This is a genomic window from Streptomyces sp. PKA51 (assembly GCF_057552455.1).
Genome location: NZ_BAAJPZ010000016.1, coordinates 73,145 through 97,501, shown reverse-complemented (window position 1 = coordinate 97,501; position 24,357 = coordinate 73,145). Strand labels below are relative to the sequence as shown.

At 72.5% G+C, this 24,357-nt stretch carries 17 protein-coding genes and 1 riboswitch; of the genes, 14 read left to right on the top strand and 3 right to left on the bottom strand.

The genetic code is table 11. The features are described from left to right. Window positions 1-119: 119 nt before the first annotated feature. Window positions 120-1,007 (top strand): cellulose-binding protein, encoded by an 888-nt coding sequence (locus AC27L3_RS22450; RefSeq protein WP_487235846.1) that lies wholly within the window; start codon window positions 120-122, stop codon window positions 1,005-1,007. 58 nt (window positions 1,008-1,065) lie between these two features. Here the strand turns inward: AC27L3_RS22450 and AC27L3_RS22445 are convergent, their stop codons facing one another. Beyond that, the gene (locus AC27L3_RS22445) at window positions 1,066-2,841 is read right to left on the bottom strand and encodes a lytic transglycosylase domain-containing protein (protein WP_487235845.1); all 1,776 of its coding nucleotides are present in this window, start codon (window positions 2,839-2,841) and stop codon (window positions 1,066-1,068) included. 518 nt (window positions 2,842-3,359) lie between these two features. Between AC27L3_RS22445 and mfd the strand changes: the two genes are divergently transcribed. After that, a complete protein-coding gene (gene mfd, locus AC27L3_RS22440; protein WP_487235844.1) occupies window positions 3,360-6,896 on the top strand; it encodes a transcription-repair coupling factor in 3,537 nt (1,178 codons plus the stop codon). A 177-nt stretch (window positions 6,897-7,073) separates the two neighbouring features. Here mfd and AC27L3_RS22435 read toward each other — a convergent pair whose 3' ends face one another. Continuing rightward, complete coding sequence (locus tag AC27L3_RS22435) at window positions 7,074-8,528, bottom strand: DUF2079 domain-containing protein (protein ID WP_487235843.1); 1,455 nt, start codon at window positions 8,526-8,528, stop codon at window positions 7,074-7,076. A 282-nt stretch (window positions 8,529-8,810) separates the two neighbouring features. Between AC27L3_RS22435 and AC27L3_RS22430 the strand changes: the two genes are divergently transcribed. The 12 genes from AC27L3_RS22430 to AC27L3_RS22375 all read left to right on the top strand — a co-directional run bounded on the left by AC27L3_RS22430 (window position 8,811) and on the right by AC27L3_RS22375 (window position 21,765). After that, window positions 8,811-9,431 (top strand): SurA N-terminal domain-containing protein, encoded by a 621-nt coding sequence (locus AC27L3_RS22430; RefSeq protein WP_487235842.1) that lies wholly within the window; start codon window positions 8,811-8,813, stop codon window positions 9,429-9,431. A gap of 58 nt (window positions 9,432-9,489) precedes the next feature. Further along, window positions 9,490-10,464, top strand: a complete 975-nt coding sequence (locus AC27L3_RS22425; RefSeq protein ID WP_487235841.1) for a nucleoside triphosphate pyrophosphohydrolase — start codon at window positions 9,490-9,492, stop codon at window positions 10,462-10,464. Window positions 10,465-10,530: 66 nt separating this feature from the next. Beyond that, entirely contained in the window at window positions 10,531-10,965 is a 435-nt protein-coding gene (locus tag AC27L3_RS22420) for a DUF6479 family protein (RefSeq protein ID WP_487235840.1), read from the top strand. Window positions 10,966-11,156: 191 nt separating this feature from the next. Beyond that, on the top strand, window positions 11,157-12,428 hold the full coding sequence (locus tag AC27L3_RS22415; RefSeq protein WP_487235839.1) for a cytochrome P450 family protein: 1,272 nt from the start codon (window positions 11,157-11,159) through the stop codon (window positions 12,426-12,428). 189 nt (window positions 12,429-12,617) lie between these two features. Then, window positions 12,618-13,619, top strand: coding sequence for a transglycosylase family protein (locus AC27L3_RS22410; RefSeq protein ID WP_487235838.1), 1,002 nt, complete (start codon window positions 12,618-12,620; stop codon window positions 13,617-13,619). A gap of 260 nt (window positions 13,620-13,879) precedes the next feature. Then, window positions 13,880-14,054, top strand: a riboswitch (cyclic di-AMP (ydaO/yuaA leader). Window positions 14,055-14,058: 4 nt separating this feature from the next. Continuing rightward, window positions 14,059-14,799, top strand: a complete 741-nt coding sequence (locus tag AC27L3_RS22405; protein WP_487235837.1) for a transglycosylase family protein — start codon at window positions 14,059-14,061, stop codon at window positions 14,797-14,799. A gap of 326 nt (window positions 14,800-15,125) precedes the next feature. Beyond that, window positions 15,126-16,412, top strand: coding sequence for a phosphopyruvate hydratase (gene eno / locus AC27L3_RS22400; protein ID WP_365983049.1), 1,287 nt, complete (start codon window positions 15,126-15,128; stop codon window positions 16,410-16,412). 148 nt (window positions 16,413-16,560) lie between these two features. Continuing rightward, a complete protein-coding gene (locus AC27L3_RS22395) occupies window positions 16,561-17,031 on the top strand; it encodes an FtsB family cell division protein (protein ID WP_344437749.1) in 471 nt (156 codons plus the stop codon). A 55-nt stretch (window positions 17,032-17,086) separates the two neighbouring features. Continuing rightward, entirely contained in the window at window positions 17,087-17,623 is a 537-nt protein-coding gene (locus tag AC27L3_RS22390; protein WP_487235836.1) for a DUF501 domain-containing protein, read from the top strand. Then, complete coding sequence (locus AC27L3_RS22385; protein WP_487235835.1) at window positions 17,620-18,561, top strand: Ppx/GppA phosphatase family protein; 942 nt, start codon at window positions 17,620-17,622, stop codon at window positions 18,559-18,561. Before AC27L3_RS22390 ends, AC27L3_RS22385 begins: the two co-directional genes overlap by 4 nt. 368 nt (window positions 18,562-18,929) lie before the next feature. Beyond that, entirely contained in the window at window positions 18,930-20,312 is a 1,383-nt protein-coding gene (locus tag AC27L3_RS22380) for an NAD(P)/FAD-dependent oxidoreductase (protein ID WP_344437753.1), read from the top strand. A 151-nt stretch (window positions 20,313-20,463) separates the two neighbouring features. Then, window positions 20,464-21,765, top strand: coding sequence for a class I SAM-dependent methyltransferase (locus tag AC27L3_RS22375; protein ID WP_487235834.1), 1,302 nt, complete (start codon window positions 20,464-20,466; stop codon window positions 21,763-21,765). A 72-nt stretch (window positions 21,766-21,837) separates the two neighbouring features. On the opposite strand, the gene AC27L3_RS22370 is transcribed toward AC27L3_RS22375, so the two are convergent. Continuing rightward, window positions 21,838-24,351 (bottom strand): ABC transporter permease, encoded by a 2,514-nt coding sequence (locus tag AC27L3_RS22370; protein ID WP_487235833.1) that lies wholly within the window; start codon window positions 24,349-24,351, stop codon window positions 21,838-21,840. Window positions 24,352-24,357: the final 6 nt, after the last annotated feature.

Sequence of the window (24,357 nt, the reverse complement as noted above, 5' to 3'; positions counted from 1 at the left end):
GTGTCCCGGGCTGCGGAGTGTCGCGTCCGGGGCACTTCGCTCGTACGGGAATGATGTACGCCGGACCGTGTCGCATACCGGATTTCCGGATATAAGGGGCTACAAGGATGAGTTCATCGGTGTCTCCTGACGGTTTCACAGTCGTGCGCGGCCGTGGATACCGGCCCGATCAGGTCGACCGTGCGCTGGCGGAGTACGCCCGTCAGCGCGACTCCGCCTGGGAGCGCGCGGCGCGGCTGACCGTCCTGGCGCGGGAGATGGAGGACGAGGTGCGGCGGCTCGCCCACGTCGTCGCCAAGCTCCCCCCGCAGACGTACGAGTCCCTGGGCCCGCGCGCCCAGGGCCTGGTCACCACGGCCGAACTGGAGGCGGCGGGTCTGCGCGAGCGGGCGGAGGTGGCGGCGGCGGAGCTGCAGGAGGCCGCCGAGTCCCATGCCCGTCAGGTGCGCGACGCCGCCCACGAGTACGCGGTGGCGGTGCGCGCCGAGGCGGAGGAGTGGGCCCGGCAGGCGCAGCTTGCGGCGGAGACCGTGGCCGACGACATCCGTACGACGGCCCGCCAGGAGACCACCGAGCGGCGCGAGGAGTCGCTGGCGGCGCTGAAGGAGATGCGTCAGCGCACGGCGATGATCCTGGCGGAGCAGGAGAAGGAGCACGCCGAGCGCTGGGACGCGGCGGGTCGCGAGATCGCCGAGCGCGAGGCGGCGATGGACGCGCGGGTGGCGGCCCTGGAGGAGTACGCCCGCACGGCCCTGGGCGACGCGCGCCGGCGGTACGCGGACACGGAGGAGGCCGCGCGGCACGGGCAGGAGGACGCCGAGGCGCAGGCGGCCGCGGTGATCGCCCAGGCGCGGGTGCGCGAGGAGCGCATCGCGCGCGACACCGAGCGGGTGCTGCGCGAGCACGAGGAACGGCGCGAGGAGCTCAAGTCGCACATGGCGCACGTGCGGCACAGCCTGGCGGCGCTGACGGGCAAGCCGGTCGCGGAGGACGCGGCGGCGGAGTGAGGCCGGCGCGGCCGGCCCGCCCGCGCGAGGCGGGCGGGCCGGCCGCGCCGTGCCGGGGCTACTTCTTGGCCGTGGCCGACGGGCTCGGCGTGGGTGCCGGCTTCGTCGGCTCGGGGGCGGGGGCGGTGACGGTCAGCGTGAGCTGCAGGACCGCACCGTTGGTGGTGGTGAGCTCCAGCGTGTAGGTGCCGGACTGCTCGTCGGTGAACAGCTCGGGCAGGACGATCCGGCCCTTGTCGTCGGTCGTGAACGTGAGCGGCTTGCGCGCGGGCTTGCCGTTCTCGTCCTTGAAGTACGGACCGGTGGTCGCGGGCTTGCCGTCGGGGCCGAGGATGCTCGCGGTCACCTTGGCGCCCGCGACGATCTTGCCGTCGCCGCTCGCCTCGACGGTGATCCGCCCGGCGAACGACCCCTTCGGGGCGGCCTTGAGCTCGTCCTTGCCGATGCGCTGCAGGGCGGTGGCGAGGCGGGGCTTGACGGTGGCGGCGAAGTCGACATTGCCGGCCTTCGTCCCCTCCTTGCCGTCGACCGTGGCGCGCAGGGTGAAGTCGCCGGCCACGGATCCGGCCTTGAGGTCGGGCGCGGTGGCCGTGCCGTCCTCGCCGACGGTGACGAGCGCGAACGTGCTGGGCTTGCCGTCGACGGTGAAGCGCGCTTCGGTCTTGGGGCCGATGACCTCGAAGCGCACCTGCGTGCCCTTGGGGACGGGCCGCCCGTCCGCGGTGACGACCTTCACCTTCGCGTGCTCGGCGAACGCCTCGTCGTCGACCGTGGCCGTGAGCTCGGCGGTGCCGACGTGCTCGATGGCCTTGAACTCGACCGGCTTCGACGGCGTCGGCTTGTCACCGCCACCCGGATTGTCCGGCTTGCTCGGGTTATCCGGCTTGTTCGGGGTCGGGGGCTTCGTCGGCTCCGACGGCTTGTTCGGCTGCGACGGCTTGGCGGGCGTGCTCGGAGTGCTCGGGCTGCTCGGCGTGCTCGGGCGCACCGGGCCCGGGACCGGGGTGGTGCCGGACGGGGTGGTCGGGGTGGGGATCCACGGCGTGCTGCCGCCCGGGGTCGAGCCGCTGCCGCCGTTCTCGTACGTGTGCATCCACGCGAGGACGGCGTTCACATACTCGCGGGAGTTGTTGTAGCTGAGGATCGCCTTGTCGAGCTGGGCCCCGTCCGAGAGGTCCTTGCCGCCCGCGCACAGGTAGCGCGCGGTGCCGGCGGCCGCGTCGAAGATGTTGTTGGGGTCGAGCTTGCCGTCGCCGTTGCCGTCGGCGCCGTAGTCCTTCCACGTGGACGGGATGAACTGGGTCGGGCCGACGGCGCGGTCGTAGACCGGGTCGCCGTCCCAGGCGCCGCCGTCCGTGTCCTTCACGAGGGCGAACTTGTCGCCCGTCAGCTGGGGGCCGCGGATCGGCTTGGTGGTGCTGCCGTCGGGCTGCAGGCCGTAGGAGGCGGCGTGCTCCGACTCCACCTTCCCGATGCCGGCGATCAGCTCCCACTTGATGTGGCAGTTCGGGTAGAGGCCCTTCGCCAGGCCCTCGGCGTTCTTGTACGCGGCCAGGGCGGTGGCGGGAATGTCGCTGCTGCCGCCGCCCGTACCGCTGCCGGGCTCGCCCGGCTTGGGCGTGGCGCCGGGGCGCGGCACCAGGTCGGGGAGGGAGAGGTTGGGGACACCGTGCGGCTGGCGCTGCGGGTTGTCGGGACCCGGGGACGGGTCGTCGGCACCCGCCCCGTGCGGCGCGCTGGCGCCGACGGCCGCGGTGGTGAGGCTGGCGACGAGTAGGGCAGTGCACAGTCCCTGGCGGGAGACGCTCGCAGCGCGGGTACGAAGTATCTTCACGGAGACTGCTTCCTCGGGGAGACCGGCGGCCGTGCGAGGGGGGCCGCACGACTGCCCCCCTCGGCCATAGACCCGAACACTAATTCCCTGTAGCCGCAATTGTCTTGTCCGGGGACGGGCTTCACTTGCTCTTCGCCGGGCGATTCCCCCGCACGGGGTGGCGCCTGCGGCGTTGTACGTAGCGGGAGTTGGGCGTCCGTGCGTATACGGTGCCCTGCGCCCGACTGAGCCCGTTCACGGCGCCCCGTTAGGGGCGCGGGGAACTGCGCGATCGGCCACCGGCGGCCCGCAGCCGACGCGCCACCCCGGCCTCCGGGTAGCTGCGGCCACGTCGTGGCTTGTCGCGCAGTTCCCCGCGCCCCTGCGGGGCGCCCCGCAGCGCCGCCCCGTAGGGGCGCCGCTTCGGCGCCCGCGGGCTGAGCGCCGAGCGAAGTCGTACGCTGGAAGCCCCGGCCGTGCCCCGCGTGCCGGGTGCTCGCGTTGTTCGCCTTGTCCACCACCGGGACGGAAATCTCTTCATGAGCCTGCACGGTCTGCTCGACGCCGTCGTCAAGGATCCGGCGCTCGCCGAAGCGGTCGAGGCCGCCGGTGACGGCAATCGGCCGCATGTCGACCTGGTGGGGCCGCCCGCGGCCCGGCCGTTCGTGATCGCCGCGCTGGCCAGGGACGCGCAGCGGCCCGTGCTGGCGGTGACGGCGACGGGCCGGGAGGCGGAGGATCTGGCGGCGGCGCTGCGCGGGCTGCTGCCGGCCGATGCCGTCGTGGAGTACCCGGCCTGGGAGACGCTGCCGCACGAGCGGCTCTCGCCGCGGTCGGACACGGTCGGCCGGCGGCTGGCGGTGCTGCGCCGGCTGGCGCATCCGAGCAAGGACGACCCGGCCGCCGGGCCCGTCAGCGTCGTGGTGGCCCCCGTGCGCTCCGTGCTGCAGCCGCAGGTCAAGGGGCTGGGCGAGCTGGAGCCGGTGAGCCTGCGCCCGGGGCAGGGCGCCGATCTCGAGGAGGTCGTGGAGGCTCTCGCCGCGGCCGCCTACGCCCGCGTGGAACTGGTGGAGAAGCGCGGCGAGTTCGCGGTGCGCGGCGGCATCCTGGATGTGTTCCCGCCGACGGAGGAGCACCCGCTGCGGGTCGAGTTCTGGGGCGACGACGTCGAGGAGATCCGCTATTTCAAGGTGGCCGACCAGCGGTCGCTGGAGGTCGCCGAGCACGGTCTGTGGGCGCCGCCGTGCCGTGAGCTGCTGCTGACCGACGCCGTCCGTGAGCGGGCCGCGGCGCTCGCCGAGGAGCACCCGGAGCTGGCCGAGCTGCTGGGGAAGATCGCGGAGGGGATCGCGGTCGAGGGCATGGAGTCGCTGGCGCCGGTGCTGGTGGACGACATGGAGCTGCTGCTGGACGTGCTGCCGGCGGGTGCGATGGCCGTGGTGTGCGACCCGGAGCGGGTGCGGACGCGGGCGGCGGACCTGGTGGCGACGTCGCAGGAGTTCCTGCAGGCGTCCTGGGCGGCGTCGGCCGGTGGCGGCGAGGCGCCGATCGATGTGGACGCCGCCTCCCTGCGCGGCATCGCCGACGTCCGTGATCATGCCCGTGAGCTGGGCATGATGTGGTGGTCGGTGAGTCCGTTCGCGGCCGGGGAGGGCGAGGAGGACGGCGACACCCTCAAGCTGGGCATGCAGGCGCCGGAGACCTACCGCGGCGACACGGCCCGGGCGCTGGCCGACACCAAGGGCTGGGTGTCGGACGGCTGGCGGACGGTGTTCCTCACCGAGGGCCACGGCCCGGCCGCCCGTACGGTCGAGGTGCTCGGCGGCGAGGGCATTCCGGCCCGCCTGGATGCGGACCTGCCGGAGCTGACGCCGTCCGTGGTGCACGTCTCCTGCGCGAGCCTGGACAGCGGCTTCGTCCACGCGGGCCTGAAGGTCGCCGTGCTGACGGAGTCGGATCTGACCGGCCAGAAGTCGGCCAGCAAGGACCTGGGCCGCATGCCGGTGCGGCGGCGCAAGAGCATCGACCCGCTGACGCTGCAGACCGGCGACTACATCGTGCACGAGCAGCACGGCGTCGGCCGCTACCTGGAGATGGTGCAGCGCACGGTGCAGGGCGCCACCCGCGAGTACCTGCTGGTGGAGTACGCCCCGGCCAAGCGGGGCCAGCCGGGCGACCGGCTGTACATCCCCACCGACCAGCTGGAGCAGGTCACCAAGTACGTCGGCGGCGAGGCGCCCACCCTGCACCGCCTGGGCGGCGCGGACTGGACGAAGACCAAGGCGCGGGCGAAGAAGGCGGTCAAGGAGATCGCCGCCGACCTGATCAAGCTGTACTCGGCCCGCATGGCGGCCCCCGGGCACGCCTTCGCGCCGGACACCCCCTGGCAGCGGGAGCTGGAGGACGCCTTCCCCTACGCGGAGACGCCCGACCAGCTGACCACGATCGCCGAGGTCAAGGAGGACATGGAGAAGTCCGTCCCCATGGACCGCCTGGTCTGCGGCGACGTCGGCTACGGCAAGACCGAGATCGCGGTCCGCGCGGCGTTCAAGGCCGTGCAGGACGGCAAGCAGGTGGCGGTGCTGGTGCCGACCACCCTGCTCGTCCAGCAGCACTTCGGCACGTTCTCCGAGCGGTATGCGCAGTTCCCCGTCAATGTGCGGGCGCTCTCGCGCTTCCAGTCCGACTCCGAGGCGAAGGCCGTCCTGGAGGGGCTGCGGGAGGGCTCCGTCGACGTCGTCATCGGCACCCACCGCCTCTTCTCCTCCGAGACGAAGTTCAAGGACCTGGGCCTGGTCATCGTCGACGAGGAGCAGCGCTTCGGCGTCGAGCACAAGGAGCAGCTGAAGAAGCTGCGCGCCAACGTCGACGTGCTGACGATGTCCGCCACCCCGATCCCGCGCACGCTGGAGATGGCGGTGACCGGCATCCGCGAGATGTCGACGATCACCACGCCGCCGGAGGAGCGCCACCCGGTGCTGACCTTCGTCGGTCCCTACGACCAGAAGCAGATCGGCGCGGCGATCCGCCGCGAGCTGCTGCGCGAGGGCCAGGTCTTCTACATCCACAACCGGGTCGAGTCCATCGACCGGGCTGCAGCGAGGCTGCGCGAGATCGTTCCCGAGGCGCGCATCGCCACCGCGCACGGCCAGATGTCGGAGTCGGCGCTGGAGCAGGTCGTGGTCGACTTCTGGGAGAAGAAGTTCGACGTGCTGGTCTCGACGACGATCGTGGAGTCGGGCATCGACATCTCCAACGCCAACACCCTCATCGTCGAGCGCGGCGACAACTTCGGGTTGTCGCAGCTGCACCAGCTGCGCGGCCGGGTCGGCCGCAGCCGGGAGCGGGGCTACGCCTACTTCCTCTACCCGCCGGAGAAGCCGCTGACGGAGACCGCCCACGAGCGGCTGGCGACGATCGCCCAGCACACGGAGATGGGCGCGGGCATGTACGTGGCGATGAAGGACCTGGAGATCCGTGGCGCGGGCAACCTGCTCGGCGGCGAGCAGTCCGGCCACATCGCGGGCGTCGGCTTCGACCTGTACATCCGCATGGTCGGCGAGGCCGTCGCGGACTACCGGGCGTCGGTGGAGGGCGGCGGCGAGGAGGCCGAGGCCCCGCTGGAGGTGAAGATCGAGCTGCCGGTGGACGCGCACGTCCCGCACGACTACGCGCCGGGCGAGCAGCTGCGCCTGCAGGCGTACCGGGCGATCGCCTCGGCCAACTCCGAGGAGGACATCAAGGCCGTCCGCGAGGAGCTCACCGACCGCTACGGCAAGCTGCCCGAGCCGGTGGAGAACCTGCTGCTCGTCGCCGGCCTGCGGATGCTGGCCCGGGCCTGCGGCGTCACCGACATCACCCTGCAGGGCACCAACGTGCGCTTCGGCCCGGTGGAGCTGCGCGAGTCGCAGGAGCTGCGCCTGAAGCGGCTGTACCCGCGCACGGTGATGAAGCCCGCCACCCAGCAGATCCTGGTGCCGCGCCCGGCGACCCGCCCGATCGGCGGCAAGCCGCTGGTCGGCCGCGAGCTGCTGGCGTGGACGGGCGAGTTCCTCACCACGATCCTGGGCAGCTGACGCTTCGCCGTGCGGCGCCCGCAGGCAGGGTGCGGTGCCGTGATTCGCCCGGGCCTGAGGGTGGCGCGTCGACTGCGGGCCATCGGTGGCCGATCGCGCAGTTCCCCGCGCCCCTACGGGGCGCCGTGGGCTGGTGCAGTGCCCCGTCAGGGGCGCTGCATGATCCGCCGGCCAGGCCTACGGCGCAGCTCGTCGCAGGACGACGTAGCCGCCCTCGCTGCCCACGACGACGTACCGGGCGCCCGCGTGGGTGCGGGCGGCGTCGGCCGCGGCGTCGGCGGGTGTGCGGCCGTCGCCCAGGTGCACGGCGACGTAGTCGGGCCTGATGCCGCCGGTGCCGCCGACCCAGAAGACCCGGCAGCGGCCCGCGAGCCGGCTTATCGGCACGACGTCCGCCTCGACGGTGGCGCCGTCGGGGATGCGCTCCAGCAACTGCTCGGTGGCCTGGACCTGCGGCGGGATGCGGTAGGTGTCCGGCATGGTCAGGCCGTACAGCGGCAGGGACGCGGTCAGGGCCAGGGCCGCGGCCAGGACGGCCGCCGGCAGGTGGTGGGCGTAGGTGCGCAGCCGGCGGCGGGGGCTGGTGCGGGAGGCGGCCAGCGCCTCGGTGAGGGCGATGAACACCACGGGCATCAGAACGGCGCTGTAGTGCCAGTCGGTGCCCCAGTAGTGGTCGTCGTGGGAGACGAACCGCCAGCCCAGGGTGGGCAGGGCCACGATCAGCACCGGTGAGCGCAGGGCGAGCAGGCCGGTGGTGGGCAGCAGCGTCCACAGCAGGGTGCGCACGGCGGTGTCCACGGGGATGACGGGCGCGGGGCCGCCGTCCCCGCTGAGCTTGTTCCAGTAGTCGTACGAGCCGCCGCTGTTGAAGCTCGGGATGATCAGCCCGAGGGCGAGGGCGGTGGCCGCCAGGCCGAACGCCACCAGGGCCGCGCCCTGCGCCACGGCCCGGGTCCGGCCGCGGGCGCCGCGCAGCCGCAGCAGGACCAGCGCCCCGACGGCGGCGGCGGTCACCCCCAGGTCCTCCTTGACCAGCACCAGGGGTGCCGCCCACAGCACGGCGGCCGTCCAGCGCCGGCGGACCACGGCCTCCAGGGAGAAGGCGAGCAGCGGCATCGCGAAGGCGATCTCGTGGAAGTCGAAGTCGACCGCCCGCTGCACGCCCCACGACAGTCCGTAGGCGACGCCGATGGCCAGCCCCCGGCCGCGGCCGAGGAGGTGCGCGGCGAGCCGGGTGACCGGCACGGCCGACAGCGCGAAGAGCGCGGCCTGCACCACCAGCAGGGTCAGGGGGCTGGGGAAGACGCGGTAGAAGGGGGCGACGAGCGCGGTGATCGGGCTGAAGTGGTCCCCGAGGATGTTGGTCCCGGGCCCCTTCAGATCGGCTATCGGCGCCCGCAGCTCGGCGTAGCCGCGTATCGCCTGCTCGAAGATGCCCAGGTCCCAGGACATGGTGAGCATCCGCAGGTGCCGGCTGACCGACAGCGTGGTGTAGAGGACGAACAGGACGCCGGCCAGCCAGTAGGGGTCCAGCCGGGGCGCGCCCAGCCGGGCGAGCCCCGTCCGCCGCCCCGAGGGAGCGGTCTCGGCCGGCGTGCGGGCCTGTGCCGGAACGGCGGTGGCCGAGTCCATGGACGTCCTTCTCTCGGGTGCGCTTCGGGGGGCCGGCAGCCGCTGCCGCCGCAGGACCGGCCCCTTCGAAAGATATGCCGGGTCCGCCGGTCGCCCGGCCTCCCACTCGAAGACGAGCGCGGGAGCCACCCGGTTCAGCCGGGTTTCCTCCGGTCCGTGCCCGCCCCCTGCTGCTGCCGCGTGCCCGGACGGCGTGCGAATCGTTGGCCCAATCAGTGACGCGGGCCACGTCTGGTGCCTACCATCGATCACCCATGCAGCACGACCCCTCCGGGAGGCTTCATGATCCGCCGCAGGACAGCGCTCGTCGTCTCCGCCGCCGGTCTTCTCGCCGTCGCGCCCCTGCTCACCGCCTGCGGCTCCACCCCGCACCCGGGGGCGGCCGCCGTGGTGGGCAAGGAGCGGATCACGGTGGCGCAGTTGCAGAGCCGGGTCGACGACGTGCGCGAGGCCCAGCGCAGCGCCCCGCAGGGCGCCCAGCTGCTGGCGGCCAGCGGGCGGCTGGGGCAGGACACGCTCGTACGGCTCATCCAGTACCGGGTCATCGAGAAGGCCGGGCAGGACAGCGGCGTCGAGGTCACCCGGCGCGAGGTGCAGGAGCGCCGGGCGCAGGTCGAGCGGATGCTGGGCGGGACGCAGGCGGTCGAGGCGCGCTTCCTGGCCGCGGGCGTCGCCCCCGACGGCATCGACCAGGACCTGCGGGTGGGGCTCATCCGCTCCAAGCTGGAGGACACGCTGGGCAAGGACCGCGCCGGCGAGGTGCTCAGGAAGACCTCCGACTCCCTCGGCGTGCAGGTCAACCCCCGCTACGGCACCTGGGACGCCAAGCGCGGCACCGCCCGCCCGGCGCAGGAGCCGTGGCTGCGCCCGGCCGTGCAGGACGAGCCGGCGGGTCCCGCCTGACGCAGCGGGGCGCGGGCGGGGGCGAGGAACCCCCGCCCGCCCGCATAGGCTCGGTGCTGTGAACGCCTACGACTCCACCGGCCGCATCGTGCTCCTGACCACCAGCCACCGGGTCGCGCCCGGCCTGCTGTCCTGGCCGGCCTGGCGGACGCTGCGGGAGGCCGACCGCGTGCTGTGCGCCGACGCCGCCCACCCCCAGCTGCCGTACCTGCGCGAGGCCGGCGTGGACGTCGAGCACGCCGCGCCCACCGCCCGCGAGCTGGTCGACTACTGCACCGACGGCTCGCGCACCGCCGTCGTGCTCACCTCCGCCGAGGGCGAGAGCGCCCTGACCGACGGCCTGGCCCGGCTGGCCGGCTCCGGCCGCGAGAGCATGCCCGCCCTGGAGCTGCTCCCCGGCTCCTACGACCTGCCCGGTGCCCGGCTGCTGGACCTGGTGCAGGTCATGGACCGCATCCGGCTCGCCTGCCCGTGGACGGGCATCCGCACCCACGAGGACCTGGCGAAGTACGGGCTGGAGGAGATGTACGAGCTCCTGGAGGCGATCGAGACCGGCGACCGGCAGTCGCTGCGCGAGGAGCTGGGCGACGTGCTGCTGCAGGTCGTCTTCCACGCCCGCATCGCCCAGGACGACCCCGACGAGCCGTTCTCCGTCGACGACGTCGCCGGCGGGATCGTCGACAAGCTCATCCACCGCCACCCGCACGTCTTCGGCGACGCCGACGCCGCCACCCCCGAGGACGTCAAGGCGCACTGGATGCGCACCAAGGCCGCCGAGAAGCGGCGCGAGTCCGTCACCGAGGGCGTGCCGCTGGGCCAGCCGGCCCTCGCCCTGGCCGCCAAGCTCGCCTCCCGCGCCCGCGCCGAGGGCCTGGACGTGGCCCTGCCGTCCGGCGACGGCGTGGGCTACGAACTGCTGGCGCTGGCCGTACGGGCCGAGGCGGCCGGCGTCGAGCCGGAGACCGCGCTGCGGGCCGCGGCCCGGGCGTACCGGGACGCGATCCTCGCCGCCGAGCGGGCGGCGGGGCGGTAGCGGCCTCGCTCACCCGTTCGGCTCAGTCGCAGTCTTGTCCGGGCGGCGGCCGGGTACCCGACATCCATGCGCACTGAGCAGATCGATCTCGCCCTCCCGCCCTGGGTCGGCGGCGCCGCCCCCTTTCTCGTGGGGCTGTGCGTCGGCGCCCTGCTGATCCTCGCGTTCTTCTTCGGGCAGCGGTGGCGGGACCGCGAGCCCCCGCCGCCCGCCCACCCGCAGCGCCGCCAGGGTTCCTGGCAGACGCCGCAGGAGCACACGCGCGGCCCCGAGTCCCCCGACCACGGGCCCGGCCACAACGACGACGAGGAGAACGCCCTGGGGTACGTCGTCGAGCACCGCGAGAGCGACCAGCTGCAGTCCGAGGCCGACGGCGAGCGCGTCCTGCCGCACGAGATCCACAATCCGGGCAGCCACCCGGAGGAGCTCTCCGACGAGCGCCGCAAGTGGAAGCCGGGCAGCAGCGGCTCCTTCGGCAGCGGCGGCGCGGGCAGCCACTAAGCGCCCCGAAGGGGCGCGGGGCAGTGCCCGATCTACGGCTGCCGCCGCGTGGGCGCGATCAGCCACCGCCGGCCTGCAGCCGACGCACCGCCTCGGGGCCCGGGCGCGGCACTTCGGCTGCGGGCGCGTCGTGGCTGATCGCGCAGTTCCCCGCGCCCCTTCGGGGCGCCGCACCCGTTAGCGTCGGGGGCGTGCACGAGAATCCCACGCCCCCTGCCCCGAAGCTCTTCACCTGGGAGTTCGCCAGCGATCCGTACCCGGCGTACGCCTGGCTGCGCGAGCACGCGCCCGTCCACCGGACGGAGCTGCCCAGCGGGGTGGAGGCGTGGCTGGTCACGCGGTACGCCGACGCCCGGCAGGCGCTCGCCGACCAGCGGCTGTCGAAGAACCCCGTGCACCACTCCGAGCAGGCCCACGGCAAGGGCAAGGTCGGGATCCCCGGCGAGCGCAGCGCCAACCTGATGACGCACCTGCTCAACATCGACCCGCCGGACCACACCCGGCTGCGCCGCCTGGTCTCCAAGGCGTTCACCCCGCGCCGGGTCGCCGAGTTCGCGCCCCGGGTGCAGGAGCTCACCGACCGGCTCATCGACGGCTTCTGCGAGAAGGGCGCGGCGGACCTCATCCACGAGTTCGCCTTCCCGCTGCCCATCTACGCCATCTGCGACATGCTCGGCGTCCCGCCGGAGGACCAGGACGACTTCCGCGACTGGGCCGGAATGATGATCCGGCACGGGGGCGGGCCGCGCGGCGGGGTGGCGCGCTCGGTGAAGAAGATGCGCACCTATCTCGCGGAACTGATCCACCGGAAGCGGGAGGATCTCGGCGACGACCTCATCTCGGGACTGATCAGGGCGAGCGACCACGGCGAGCACCTCACCGAGAACGAGGCCGCCGCCATGGCCTTCATTCTTCTTTTCGCCGGTTTCGAAACAACTGTGAACCTGATCGGTAACGGAACCTACGCGCTGCTGCGCCACCCGCAACAGCGCGAGCGCCTGCAGCGCGCCCTCGCCGAGGGGGATGCGTCGCTGCTCGCCACGGGGGTCGAGGAACTGCTGCGCTACGACGGGCCCGTAGAGCTCGCGACCTGGCGTTTCGCCACCCGGGACCTGGTCCTCGGCGGGCAGCGGATCGCCGAGGGCGACCCCGTCCTGGTGGTGCTGGCGGCCGCCGACCGCGACCCCGAACGGTTCGCCGATCCCGACGTCCTGGACCTCTCCCGGCGCGACAACCAGCACTTGGGCTACGGACACGGCATCCATTACTGTCTCGGCGCACCGCTCGCCCGCCTCGAAGGGCAGACCGCGCTCGCCACCCTGCTGCGCCGGCTGCCCGACCTGCGGCTCGCCGCCGAACCGGACGACCTGCGCTGGCGCGGCGGCCTGATCATGCGCGGCCTGCGCACGCTGCCCGTGGAATTCACGGCGCGTCCGCCCGCGCAGGCCCTCGCATGCCCTTAGCACATGACGTCCGGTCACCTCGCGGTTATCGCAGCGTGACCTCCGCTACACCGGGTTGTGACTCTTGGGGGCCGTCGCTATGTTCGACGACCATCCGAAGCCGCCTACCCGAGAGGCCCGAACATGCGCTCCGGCACTGGTAGACATCGCCGTCCCCGTCAGGTCCCCGCCATCGTGCTCGCGGCGGGGGTGACCGGAGCCAGCGTCGCCATGCCGCTGCTGGCCGCCACCAGCGCCACCGCGGCCGACGCGGGCACCTGGGACAAGGTCGCCCAGTGCGAGAGCGGGGGGATGTGGAGTGCCAACCAGGGCAACGGCTTCTTCGGCGGCCTGCAGATCACCCAGGAGATGTGGGAGCAGCACGGCGGCATCTCGTACGCGCCCCGGCCCGACCTCGCCAGCCGCTCGCAGCAGATCGCCATCGCCGAGAGCATCCTCAAGTCGCAGGGCCCCGGCCCGTGGACGAGCTGCGGCGAGGGCGCGGGCCTCGCCCGCAGCGAGCGGGCGCCCGAGGTGGACCCGGGCACCAAGGCCACCCCGCCGCCGGCCGCGGAGACCGGCCGGACGCCGGAGCGCCACGCCACTCCCGCGCCGGAGCACGGCTCTCCCGCTCCGGACGCCTCCCGTGCCCCCGATGCCACCCCCGCGCCCTCCGGCACGCCGTCCGGGTCGCCGTCGACGTCGCCGTCCGGGCTGCCCACGCCCGCGCCCGGCCGGTCCGGTGCGCCGTCCGGGGCAACCCCGGACGCCTCGCGCACGCCGGATGCCGGTGGCACCCCGTCAGGTTCCGCGAGCGGCACGCCGGACGCCGGGCAGGGCAAGCACCGCAAGGAGCCCGGCACCGACCTCCCGTCGGCCCCGGCCGACGGCTCCGCCGGCCCGTCGAGTGCGCCCGGAGCCGACGGCGCGTCCGCCGGGGACGCCGGCGCGGCGGAGGGTTCGGGGCGCCACCGCGCGACCCCGAACGGTCCGGACGACGGCGCACAGCGACCCTCGCGCGGGGGCGATTCCCGGCCGGGCATCCCGGCCGCAAACGACTACACCGTGCAGCCGGGTGACAACCTGTCAGTGATCGCCCAGGAGCATGCGGTCTCCGGCGGCTGGCAGACGCTGTATCAGAAGAACGAAAAAGTTGTCGGAACTGATCCGGACCTTATCCTCCCTGGTCAGCGCCTGGATATCCGTCAATAGCCATGCGGAAAGGGCCGAATGTCCGTTCCAGTCGAAAGTGAGACATGGGTCTCTTCGACTCGGCGGCGGAGAGCGTCCGTCCGATTTGCGTCTACCCAGGGCCACCTGCGGAAACGTCAGGTTTCCCGCGGTAACCGAAGACGGCCTTGGCTGAAAAGTGGGGTTTGAACCCGCAGGCCGCCTGTGCTTACCGTCTTCACCGCTCGCCACCGCGAGCACCACGGTCGCCACGCCGAATCCTGCCGGCGGCCGGGGGAGTCGTCGCGCAAGCGCCGTAGGCAGGAGCGGGGGAACCAAGGTAGGTGCCGGACGGACCGGCGGTCGCCAGACCGCAGGGACGGACGGCTTGGGGTGAAGCCCGGTGCTCGCACCGGGCCGGGCAGTCTCACAGCCCGAACCCGACAGCTCACCTCGTAGGCGTCGGTGAGGAAAACGACTTATGTCCAAGGGCAAGCACCGTCGTCCGTCCAAGGCCGTCCGAATCGTCACGCTCGCCGGCGTCACCGGCGCCGCGGTCGCCGCCCCGCTGATGGTCGCGACCTCCGCCAACGCCGCCTCCGTCTCGACCTGGGACAAGGTCGCCCAGTGCGAGTCCAGCGGCAACTGGCACATCAACACCGGCAACGGCTACTACGGCGGCCTGCAGTTCTCGAACGACTCCTGGAAGGCCGCGGGCGGCACCAAGTACGCCCCGCGCGCCGACCTCGCCACCAAGGCCCAGCAGATCGCCACCGCCGAGCGTCTGCTGGCCATGCAGGGCCCGGGCGCCTGGGGCTGCGCCGGCGCGGGCAACCTGACCTCCGGCGGCGCCAAGGCCGACGTCGACACCTCCGACGACGACTCCGGCTCCGCCCCCGCGAAGAAGACCCGCAAGTCCACCTCCGCCGAGGGGGCCTACTCCTCCAAGAGCCACGCCGACCGCAGCGAGCGCCACAGCGCTCCGAAGAAGGTCACGCGGGACTCGGACGCCGACGACGCGGCCGCGGAGGCCAGGAAGACCGCGCCGCGCGAGGTCAAGCAGGGCACCGGCGAGTACAAGGTCAAGGAGGGCGACACCCTCGGGACCATCGCCGACGCCCAGAAGGTGCGCGGTGGCTGGGCGAAGCTCTACGACCTCAACAAGGACGTCATCGACAACGCCGATCTGATCTTCCCCGGTCAGCAGCTGCACCTGCGCTGACCGGAGCCGGTCGAAAGGTGCCGGGCGGTCCCGTGGCCGCCCGGCCGCCGGGACCGGCCGCCCGACGACCGGCCGTACGACCGCCCCGTTCCGCTGCGCTTCCCCCCGAGCCGCACCGGAGCGGGGCTTCGCCGTTCGGGCCGCCGTGCTGGCCGTGCCGGCCGGGTCCCGTCGACTGTCCGTTGAGCGAACATACTGGGTTTTCATCCCGTGATATCGGCATTTGTGCCAATTTTCGGCCCGTGGCCCGGTCCAGCGCGGGGAGAGCCCGTGGGGCCCGTTAGGCTCGGGGTGCAGAACTCCAGACACACACGAAGGAGACCCTCGTGCCGTCCATCGACGTCGTCGTAGCTCGCGAGATCCTCGACTCGCGAGGCAACCCCACGGTCGAGGTCGAGGTCGGCCTCGACGACGGCTCCACGGGCCGTGCCGCCGTGCCGTCCGGCGCCTCCACCGGCGCCTTCGAGGCCATCGAGCTCCGTGACGGCGACCCGGACCGCTACCTCGGCAAGGGTGTCGAGAAGGCCGTCCTCGCCGTGATCGAGCAGATCGGCCCGGAGCTGGTCGGCTACGACGCCACCGAGCAGCGCCTGATCGACCAGGCCATGTTCGACCTGGACGCCACCGACAACAAGGGCTCGCTCGGCGCCAACGCCATCCTCGGCGTCTCCCTGGCCGTCGCGCACGCCGCCTCCGAGGCGTCCGACCTGCCCCTCTTCCGCTACCTCGGCGGCCCGAACGCGCACCTGCTGCCCGTTCCGATGATGAACATCCTCAACGGCGGCTCGCACGCCGACTCCAACGTGGACATCCAGGAGTTCATGATCGCGCCGATCGGCGCGGAGTCCTTCTCCGAGGCCCTGCGCTGGGGCACCGAGGTCTACCACACCCTCAAGAAGGTCCTGAAGGGCCGCGGCCTGTCCACCGGCCTGGGCGACGAGGGCGGCTTCGCCCCGAACCTGGGCTCCAACCGCGAGGCCCTCGACCTCATCCTCGAGGCCATCAAGGAGGCCGGCTACACCCCCGGCCAGGACATCGCGCTCGCCCTGGACGTCGCCGCCTCCGAGTTCTACAAGGACGGCGTCTACACGTTCGAGGGCCAGGACCGCACCGCGGCCCAGATGACCGACTACTACGCCGAGCTCGTCGAGGCGTACCCGCTGGTCTCCATCGAGGACCCGCTGTTCGAGGACGACTGGGACGGCTGGAAGACCATCACCGACAAGCTCGGCGACAAGGTCCAGCTCGTCGGTGACGACCTGTTCGTCACCAACCCCGAGCGCCTCGCCCGCGGCATCGAGGAGGGCACCGCCAACGCCCTGCTGGTCAAGGTCAACCAGATCGGCTCGCTGACCGAGACCCTCGACGCCGTCGAGCTGGCCCAGCGCAACGGCTTCAAGTGCATGATGTCCCACCGCTCCGGCGAGACCGAGGACGTCACCATCGCCGACCTGGCCGTCGCCACCAACTGCGGCCAGATCAAGACCGGCGCCCCGGCCCGCTCCGAGCGCGTCGCCAAGTACAACCAGCTGCTGCGCATCGAGGAGATCCTCGACGACGCCGCGGTGTACGCCGGCCGCAGCGCCTTCCCGCGGTTTCGCTCTGCGAACTAAGGACACAGCAAGGGCTGAGCGCCCGGGCTCGGGCCTTCGCGCTTGAGCCTTAACGGCTGAGCTCTCGCCAGTCTCCGTACGTCCCCGGCCGCGGTCCCGTACCGTGTCCGGGGACGTACGTTCGTAGCGGACCGACAGGGGAGGCGACGTGGGCGCGGACCGGTTCTCCACCGCGACCAGGCTCAAGGCGCTCGGTACGGCGCTGGTGCAGGGGCCCGCCGCGGCCCGGACGTACCGCGCACGCCAGCCGCGCCGCTCCCGGCTCACCGGCCGGGCGGCCCTGCTGGCGCTCGTCGTCTGCTCGCTGGTGGTGGCCCTGGCCTACCCGATGCGGCAGTGGGTGACCCAGCGCTCCGACATCGCCGACCAGCGCCGCCGCACCGAACACGCGCGCGAGCAGGTCAAACGGCTGCAGGACGAGAAGGCCCGGCTGGAGGACCCGGCCTACGTCGAGCAGCTGGCCCGCGAGCACCTGCACTACCTGCGCCCCGGCGAGACCGGCTACAGCGTCGTCGACGGCACCGCCCCCGACGGCCGCCACAAGGACGAGGGCGCCGCCGACCGCCCCTGGTACCTCAACCTCTTCGACGACGTGGACGCCTCCGACACCCACCGCTGAGCGTCCCGCGCCACCGGCCCCCCGACCCACCGAGCACGAGCGAGCATTCGAGCACATGGACACGCCCCCGCCCACGACCGAGCCCACCGAGCCGACGGACGCCGACATCGCGGCGTTCGAGGCGCAGCTGGGGCGCCCGCCGCGCGGCCTGCGCGCCATCGCCCACCGCTGCCCCTGCGGCAACCCCGACGTCGTCGAGACCGCCCCGCGGCTGGAGGACGGCACGCCCTTCCCGACGCTGTACTACCTGACGTGCCCGCGCGCCGCCTCGGCGATCGGCACGCTGGAGGCCGAGGGCGTCATGAAGGAGATGAGCGAGCGGCTGCAGAGCGACCCGGAGCTGGCCGCCGCCTACCGGGCCGCGCACGAGGACTACATCCGCCGCCGGGACGCCATCGAGGTCCTGCAGGGCTTCCCCAGCGCCGGTGGCATGCCCGACCGCGTCAAGTGCCTGCACGTCCTGGTCGGTCACTCCCTGGCCGCGGGCCCGGGCGTGAACCCCCTGGGCGACGAGGCGATCGCCATGCTCCCCGAGTGGTGGCGCAAGGGCCCGTGCGTGAACCCCTGCGGCGAGCAGGAGGAGGGCGCATGACGCGCGTCGCGGCCATCGACTGCGGCACCAACTCCATCCGGCTGCTCGTTGCGGACGTCGACCCGGCCACGGGCCGGCTCGACGAGCTCGACCGCCGGATGACCATCGTCCGCCTGGGCCAGGGCGTCGACCGCACCGGCCGCCTGGCCCCCGAGGCGCTGGAGCGCACGTTCGCGGCCTGCCGCGCGTACGCGGAGGTCATTCGCGAGCTGAAGGCCGAGCGCATCCGTTTCGTCGCCACCTCGGCCTCCCGCGATGCGCGGAACCGCGAGGACTTCGTGCGCGGTGTCGTGGAGATCCTCGGCGTCGAGCCGGAGGTCATCACCGGTGACCAGGAGGCCGAGTTCTCCTTCACCGGCGCGACGCGGGAGCTGGTGGGGCGCGCGGATCTGGCGACGCCGTTCCTCGTGGTCGACATCGGCGGCGGCTCGACGGAGTTCGTGGTCGGCGAGGAGCACGTGCGGGCCGCCCGCAGCGTGGACGTGGGCTGCGTGCGCATGACGGAGCGTCATCTGGTGGTGGACGGTGCGGTCACCGACCCGCCGACGGCCGAACAGGTCGCCGCCATACGGGCCGACGTCGAGGCGGCCCTCGACCTGGCCGCGCAGACGGTGCCGCTGACCGAGGCCCGTACGCTGGTCGGGCTGGCCGGTTCCGTCACCACGGTCGCGGCCATCGCGCTGGAGCTGGAGGAGTACGACTCCTCGGTGATCCACCATGCGCGGATCTCCCTGGACCGGGTCCGGGCGATCACCGCGCGGCTGTTGTCCTCCACCCACGACGAGCGCGCCGCGATCCCGGTGCTGCACCCGGGGCGGGTCGATGTGATCGCCGCGGGGGCGCTGGTGCTGCAGTGCGTGATGGAGCGCGTGGGCGTCGACGAGGTGATCGTCAGCGAGTTGGACATTCTGGACGGGATCGCTCTTTCCCTCGTGTAAGGGGCGCAGCGCGGCCGGGCGCCGGGAAATTGTTCGTGAAATCCTTCACATGAAAAAGGGCCAACCAGTTCGCGGAAGAGGGCCTTCGGCCCGCATTCCGGGCCGTGCGGCCCCCCGGCGTCCGGAATCCGGCTGGTTTCGGTCGTGTTAAAGAAACGCTTATGCGCAGCCGCGACGGCGGGTGGTCCAGTCGTCACAGGACCCACAAGGCCAGTTCAGGGCGGGTGCTCAACGCCCTTGGCGGCGTTGCGGTTCCCTTGCGCACATATGGCGTCGGTCACGGTGGCGGCGGAGTGTAGCAGATGCCCCCACCGTTCTTGTGAAGGGGCTCACGAGCACCCCGCCGAGACGTGCTGGATACTCGAAACATGAGCACCACGGAGCGTCCACGGATCCTCGTAGTAGGCGGTGGGTACGTCGGCCTGTACGCGGCGCGCCGCATCCTGAAGAAGATGCGGTACGGCGAGGCGACCGTCACGGTCGTCGACCCGCGCTCGTACATGACGTACCAGCCCTTCCTTCCCGAAGCAGCCGCCGGCAGCATCTCTCCCCGCCACGTCGTGGTGCCGCTGCGACGTGTGCTCCCCAAGGCGGAGGTCCTCACGGGCCGCGTCACCACCATCGACCAGGACCGCAAGGTCGCCACGATCGCCCCGATCGTCGGCGAGGCCTACGAGCTGCCCTTCGACTACCTGGTGATCGCGCTCGGCGCCGTCTCCCGCACCTTCCCGATCCCCGGCCTCGCCGAGAACGGCATCGGCATGAAGGGCATCGAGGAGGCCATCGGCCTGCGCAACCACGTCCTCGAGCAGCTGGACAAGGCCGACTCGACCAAGGACGAGGAGATCCGCCGCCGCGCGCTGACCTTCGTCTTCGTCGGTGGTGGCTTCGCCGGCGCCGAGACGATCGGCGAGGTCGAGGACATGGCCCGCGACGCCGCCAAGTACTACCCGACGGTCAAGCGCGAGGACATGCGGTTCATCCTCGTCGACGCCGCCGACAAGATCCTGCCGGAGGTCGGCCCCAAGCTCGGCCAGTACGGCAAGGAGCACCTGGAGAGCCGCGGCGTCGAGGTCTACCTCGGCACCTCGATGGACTCCTGCGTCGACGGCCACGTCGTGCTCAAGAACGGCCTCGAGGTCGACGCCAACACCATCGTGTGGACCGCCGGCGTCAAGCCCAACCCGGCGCTCGCCCGCTTCGGTCTGCCGCTGGGCCCCCGCGGCCACGTCGACACCCTGCCGACGCTGCAGATCAAGGACATGCCGTACGCCTTCGCGGCCGGCGACAACGCCCAGGTGCCCGACCTGGTCGGCCGCGCGGCCGGCAACGAGAACGCCTGGTGCCCGCCGAACGCCCAGCACGCCCTGCGCCAGGCCAAGGTCCTCGGCGACAACGTCGTGGCGGCCCTGCGCGGCTTCGAGGCCGGGCAGAAGGAGTACAAGCACGCCAACAAGGGTGCGGTGGCGGGCCTCGGCCTCCACAAGGGCGTGGCGATGATCGTCATGGGCAAGATGAAGATCAAGCTCAAGGGCCGTCTCGCCTGGTACATGCACCGTGGCTACCACGGCATGGCGATGCCGACCTGGAACCGCAAGATCCGCGTCTTCGCCGACTGGACCCTCGGTCTCTTCCTCAAGCGCGAGGTCGTCTCGCTGCGGGCGATGGAGAACCCGCGCGAGGAGTTCTACGAGGCCGCCAAGCCGGCCCCGCAGGCCACCTCGCCGGCCGAGAAGGCCAAGGCCTCGTAACCAACCGCTTCATCGCGAAGGGCGTCCACCGATCCGTGGGGTGGGCGCCCTTCGGCGTGTGCGCACCCCGCCGGAGGGCAAGGACTAAGGCACGGTCCACCGGTGTTGAGGCGTCAGGATCTCCTGACCCTCGATCATGGAGGTGTGCGACATGCCCGAGGCCGCTCGACGGCTCGCCGACCTGGCCCAGCAGGCGCTGGGAAGCCCGCTCCCGGTGCGGCTGCGCGCCTGGGACGGCAGCGAGTACGGCCCGCCCGGCACTCCCGTCCTGGTCCTGCGGCGCCGGCGGGCCCTGCGCCGGCTGCTGTGGCAGCCGGGCGAGCTCGGCCTGGCTCGCGCCTGGGTCGCCGGTGACCTCGACGTCGACGGCGACCTCTACCAGGCCCTGCGGCTGCTGGCCGGGCACCTGTGGGAGCGCGGCGAGCAGCGGCGCCCCACGGGACGCCTGGCGGCCCTGCGCGACCCGGCCCTGCGCGCCGTCGGCCGCGAACTGCTGAAGCTGACCCCGCCCTGGCTGCCGCCCGCCCCGCCGCCCGAGGAGGCCCGCACCGGCGGCGGCACCCGGCACAGCCTGCGCCGCGACAAGCGCGCCATCAGCCACCACTACGACGTCGGCAACACCTTCTACGAGCGCGTCCTGGGCCCGTCGATGGTCTACTCCTGCGCCTACTGGGAGAGCCCGGAAAGCACCCTGGAGGACGCCCAGGAGGCCAAGCTCGACCTCGTCTGCCGCAAGCTCGCCCTCGCCCCCGGCCAGCGGCTGCTGGACGTCGGCTGCGGCTGGGGCTCGATGGTCCTGCACGCCGCCCGTACCTACGGCGTGCGCGCGGTCGGCATCACCCTCTCCGAGGAGCAGGCCGCCTACGCCCGCAAGCGCGTGGCCGACGCCGGCCTCGCCGACCGCGTGGAGATCCGCGTCCAGGACTACCGTGAGATCACCGACGGGCCCTTCGACGCGATCTCCTCCATCGGCATGGCCGAGCACGTCGGTTCGGCCCGCTACGCCGAGTACGCCGCCGACCTGTTCGCGCTGCTGCGCCCCGGCGGGCGGCTGCTCAACCACCAGATCGCCCGGCGCCCGCTGAAGGACGAAACCGCCTACGAGGTGGACGAGTTCATCGCCCGCTACGTCTTCCCCGACGGCGAGCTCGCCCCCGTCGGGCGCACGGTGGCGCAGCTGGAGGAGGCCGGCTTCGAGGTGCGGGACGTGGAGGCGCTGCGCGAGCACTACGCGCTGACCCTGCGCGGCTGGGTGGCCAACCTGGAGCGGCACTGGGCCGAGGCGGTGCGCCTGACCTCGCCGGGCCGGGCCCGGGTGTGGCGGCTGTACATGGCCGCCTCCGCCCTGTCGTTCGAGGCCAACCGGATCGGGGTGAACCAGGTGCTGGCCGTGCGGACCCCCGAGTCCGGGGAGTCGGGTCTGCCGCTGCGCACCCGCGACTGGCGCGGCTGACCGGCGTCGCGCGGATACGGGAAGGGGCCCGGTCCTGGGTGCGGACCGGGCCCCTTCGTCAGCAGCGGTGGGCTACTCCGCCTTGATGGCGGCCAGCATGTTGAGCTTCGCGGCCCGGCGGGCGGGCCACAGTGCGGCCAGCACGCCGACCAGGGCGGACAGCAGCAGGAAGACGGCCATGCTGCCCCACGGCAGGACCAGCTCGTAGGTGCTGACGGCCTTCTTGATCAGGTCGCCGGCGGCCCAGCCGAAGAAGACGCCCAGGCTCACGCCGAGCACACCGCCGAACAGCGAGATCACCAGCGACTCCAGGCGGACCATCCGCTTGATGCCCTTGCGGTCCAGGCCGATGGCGCGCAGCATCCCGATCTCCTGCTGACGCTCGAAGACCGACATGGCCAGGGTGTTGACGACGCCGAGGACGGCGACGACGACGGCCATGCCCAGCAGGCCGTAGAGCATGTTCAGCAGCAGGCCGATCGCCTTGGAGAAGCCGTCGGAGATGTCCTGCTTGGTCTGGATCTGGATGGCGGGGTTGTCGCCGAGGGCCTTGGCCAGCCGGTCCTTGGTGGCCTCGGTGGCGCCGCCCTTGACCTTGACCATCACCTGGCGGTCGTCGACCTGGCGCTGGTGCGCGGCCAGGGCCTGCGTGTCGGTCCAGACGCCGCGCATCAGGTCGTTGCCCTTGTAGACACCCGAGACCGACAGCCGGCCCTTGGTGCCGTCCTCGTAGGTGACGTCGAGGGACGAGCCGAGCTTCCAGTGGTTCGAGCGGGCCGTCGCGTCGTCCACGATGACCTTGTCGCCGGAGAGGCCGGCGACGGAGCCGGCCGTGAACTCCAGGTTGGTGAGCTTGCCGATGGTCCTGCCGTTGACGCCGGTCAGGCTCTGGTGCTCGCCGTCGATGCGCGCCGGGGACGAGCGCAGCGGGCTGGCGGCGCTGACATCCGGGTGGTCGGCGAGCTTCTTCGCCACGTCGGGCGAGAGCGGCGTCATGCTCGCCATGGAGACGACGTAGTCCGCCTTCAGCGAGCTCGTGGCCATCTTGTCGATGGCCTGCTGGACGCTGCCGGCGATCACGGTCAGGCCGGTGATCAGCGTGAGGCCGATCATGAGCGCGGAGGCGGTCGCGGCCGTACGGCGCGGGTTGCGCACCGCGTTCTGCCGGGCGAGCTTGCCCGAGATGCCGAACAGGCGCAGGACGGGCGCCGCGGCGGCGATGACCGGACGCGAGAGCAGCGGCGTCAGCACGAAGATGCCGACCAGGACCAGGGCGGCGCCCAGGCCCATCATGGTGGAGCTGGTGGCGGTCAGGACCAGGGCGGCGCCGGCGGCGGTGATGGCACCGCCGATGGAGTTGCGCACCACCAGGGACTTGGTGGTGGCCACGGCGTGCACGCTGTTCATGGCGGCGACCGGCGGGATCTTCGCGGCGCGGCGGGCGGGCAGCCAGGCGGCGAGCATGGTGACGACGATGCCGACGGCCAGCGAGGTCGCGATCGTCGAGGGGGAGACGACCAGCGGGCCGTCCGGGATGGTCGCACCGGTGCCGTTGATCAGGGCGCGCAGACCGGCGCCGATGCCGATGCCCGTGAGCAGGCCGAGCGCACCGGCGACGGCGCCCACGACGAACGCCTCGATCAGCACCGACCGCGTGACCTGGCGGCGGCTCGCGCCGACCGCGCGCAGCAGGGCCAGCTCCTTGGTGCGCTGGGCCACCAGCATGGTGAAGGTGTTGGCGATGATGAAGATGCCGACGAACAGCGAGATGCCGGCGAAGACCAGCAGCACGGTGCGCATGCCGTCCATGCCCTGGGCGATCGCGCGGCTCTGCTCGTCCGCGAGCTCCTTGGCCGTGGTGGCCTCGGCGTTCTTCGGCAGGACCTTCGTCAGGGACGTCTTGAGCGCGGCCTGGGAGGTGCCGGGGGCCGCCTTGACGTCGATGCGGTCGAACTCGCCGGGCTTGGCGTAGTGCTGCTGCGCGGTGGCGGTGTCGAACAGCGCGAGGCTGCCACCGGCGGAGACGTTGCCGTCGTCGGTGGTGAAGACGCCGGTCAGCTTCTCGGAGAGCACCGGGCCGTCGACGGATATCCGGACGGTGTCACCGACCTTGTAGCCGGCCCGCTCGGCGGTCTTGGCGTCCAGCGCGATCTCGCCGGCGTTCTGCGGCGCCCGGCCGCTCCTGAGCGGGTAGCGGGGGTCCTTGCCGCCGGCACCGGGGTAGTAGTTGGAGCCGGAGGAGTTGAAGCCCTCGCCGACCAGCTTGCCGTTCTTGTCGGCGATGGCGGCGAAGCCGCCGACCGAGCCGGTCGCGGAGGCGGCGCCGGGCACCTTGGCGGCCTTGTCCAGCAGGTCCTGGGTCAGCCGGGGGGTGGCGCCGGGCCGGTCCTCCTCCTTGTGGCGGGACTCGATGGCGACGTCGACGCCCGTGAAGCCCTTCTCGGAGCTCTTCTGGTACGCGTCGGAGATGGTCGAGGTGAAGACCAGGGTGCCGGAGACGAAGGCCACGCCGAGCATCACGGCGAGCACGGTCATCATCAGGCGGGCCTTGTGCGCGAGCACATTGCGCAGCGCAGTGCGGAACATGGGGTG

Coding starts and splice junctions, on each gene's coding strand:
- mfd (WP_487235844.1), top strand. CDS start 3,360: ATGAGCCTGCACGGTCTGCTCGACGCCGTCGTCAAGGATCCGGCGCTC.
- AC27L3_RS22435 (WP_487235843.1), bottom strand. CDS start 8,528: ATGGACTCGGCCACCGCCGTTCCGGCACAGGCCCGCACGCCGGCCGAG.
- AC27L3_RS22430 (WP_487235842.1), top strand. CDS start 8,811: ATGATCCGCCGCAGGACAGCGCTCGTCGTCTCCGCCGCCGGTCTTCTC.
- AC27L3_RS22420 (WP_487235840.1), top strand. CDS start 10,531: ATGCGCACTGAGCAGATCGATCTCGCCCTCCCGCCCTGGGTCGGCGGC.
- AC27L3_RS22405 (WP_487235837.1), top strand. CDS start 14,059: ATGTCCAAGGGCAAGCACCGTCGTCCGTCCAAGGCCGTCCGAATCGTC.
- AC27L3_RS22390 (WP_487235836.1), top strand. CDS start 17,087: ATGGACACGCCCCCGCCCACGACCGAGCCCACCGAGCCGACGGACGCC.
- AC27L3_RS22385 (WP_487235835.1), top strand. CDS start 17,620: ATGACGCGCGTCGCGGCCATCGACTGCGGCACCAACTCCATCCGGCTG.
- AC27L3_RS22380 (WP_344437753.1), top strand. CDS start 18,930: ATGAGCACCACGGAGCGTCCACGGATCCTCGTAGTAGGCGGTGGGTAC.
- AC27L3_RS22375 (WP_487235834.1), top strand. CDS start 20,464: ATGCCCGAGGCCGCTCGACGGCTCGCCGACCTGGCCCAGCAGGCGCTG.
- AC27L3_RS22370 (WP_487235833.1), bottom strand. CDS start 24,351: ATGTTCCGCACTGCGCTGCGCAATGTGCTCGCGCACAAGGCCCGCCTG.